This window comes from Bradyrhizobium sp. SHOUNA76, from assembly GCF_023006445.1.
Classification (GTDB): Bacteria; Pseudomonadota; Alphaproteobacteria; order Rhizobiales; family Xanthobacteraceae; genus Bradyrhizobium.
Window position 1 is genome coordinate 1 of record NZ_JALBHA010000823.1, and the last position, 1,684, is coordinate 1,684.

General features: G+C 65.4%; 2 protein-coding genes and 1 pseudogene. All 3 read right to left on the reverse strand.

Translation table 11 applies throughout. The annotated features are described in order from the left end of the window. On the reverse strand, window positions 1-642 hold a 642-nt coding region (locus MOV74_RS37540), incomplete at its 3' end, for a PAS domain S-box protein (protein WP_246932487.1). A 183-nt stretch (window positions 643-825) separates the two neighbouring features. Further along, entirely contained in the window at window positions 826-1,299 is a 474-nt protein-coding gene (locus tag MOV74_RS37545) for a hypothetical protein (RefSeq protein WP_246932485.1), read from the reverse strand. Between the two features lie 96 nt (window positions 1,300-1,395). Further along, window positions 1,396-1,684 (reverse strand): annotated as a pseudogene (locus MOV74_RS37550) (ATP-binding protein); the annotation flags it as partial.

A 1,684-nucleotide genomic window follows, 5' to 3' on the forward strand; every position in this document is an offset into this window, starting at 1 on the left:
GGTGCGGTCGGTGACGTCGCGTCCCACGCTCTGCAATTCGGCGGGTTGCCCGGCATCGAGGCGGACGTAGCCCTCGCGCCACGCAATCCAGCGCGCGCCAAGCGGGGTTGCGATCTTCTGGTCGTGGATGCGCGTGCCGTTGCTCTCGCGCGCGCTGTCGCCCTGCTCCAGCACGTCGAAGTCGAAACGCGTGCCGACCAGCGCGCTGCGCACCTGTCCGGCGAGGGCACAATAGGCCTCGTTGGCAAAGGTGATGCGGCCGCTTGTGTCGCGCAGCACGATGAGGTCGCCCTGCTGTTCGAACAGGCTGCGGGCGCGTTCTTCCGCTTCCTTCAGCTCCCAATTGCGGTCGATCAGCGCCTCGTTGTGGGCGGCGAGCTTACGCAGCCGCTTATGGACGAAGCGCAGGCGCATGCTCAGCGTCGCAAGGCCGAGGCAGGCGAGCGCGAACAGGAAGCTGGCGCCGATCGCGAAGGCGTGGGGGTCGTAGCCGGAATTCTCGGACCGGCTGCCGGTCACGAAACCATAGGCGCCGCCGAAGGTCGCCGAGAAGATCATGAAGGAGCGGATCGCAAAGGCAATTCGGGGGTGCTGTCGCCTGAAGCGGCGCATGCGCACCTTGATCCGGAACGTCCGACCCATCGTCACCGACCCCGACTCTTTTCGAAATCCTGCCACCCGCCGGCTGTGACGATGTCGCGCCGACCTTGCGAACAGCTTGAGGCTTTGGCGTCGCCTCCAAACAGGATTAACGAGGTGTTAACGCCTCAGAGCATGATCCGGAAAAGTGTTCGGCGGTTTTCCGAAAGATCATGCTCAAACAATTTACAGCGAGGCGGCCTGGAGCGGGAGCGGGCGATGGCCGCCATGGGCGCCGACGATCAGCGCCGCCGCCTCGCGCTGCGAGAACGTCTTCGAGCGCACATAGATGCGATAATCAGCCGGGCCCTCGCTGGAGAGGTAGACCACCGGCCCGCCATCGACCGGCTGAGCGGCGATCGAGACAAGGCGCGTCGACGGATTGGCCTGGCAGGAGTCCGGTTCGGAACCTAGGCCGTCGTCGACCACGGCGAAGTCCGCCGCGTCAGCATCATCGGTAATCTGGACCCGCACGGTGGCGCGCTCCGGATCCTCGGTGAAGGCCACGTGCACGCCGGCCGTCCAGAACAGCGAGGTCAGCTCGACCGAGGTGTCGCCGAGCGCGATGCAGGGATGTGAGACCGATCCGATTTCGCCGCGGGCGAATGCAACAGCCGCCAGGAGGGGAACAACCGAGGCCAGGATCTTGAAACGCAACATGACACTCTACTCGCCGGGGCCCGAGGAACTCATTGGGCCTTATGGTTTGCAGAGCGTAAAGGAAACTCGTTACCGCCGGGTTGATGCGCAGAATGATCAAGCCAGCTGCCGTACATCCTCCGCGAGTGCGCGATAGGACAGCGCTTCGGCCAGATGCACCCGGCCGATCTTGTCGGCATGATCGAGATCGGCCAGCGTGCGCGCCACCCGCAGCACGCGGTGATAGCCGCGCGCCGACAGCCGCATGGTCTCGGCGGCGTCGCGCAGCAGTTTGGCGCCTTGCGCGTCCGGCTTTGCGATCTCCTCCAGCACGGAGGCGGGGGCCTCGGCATTGGTGCGGACATTGGGCAGGCCGGCATCGGCATAGCGTGCGAGCTGGATGTCG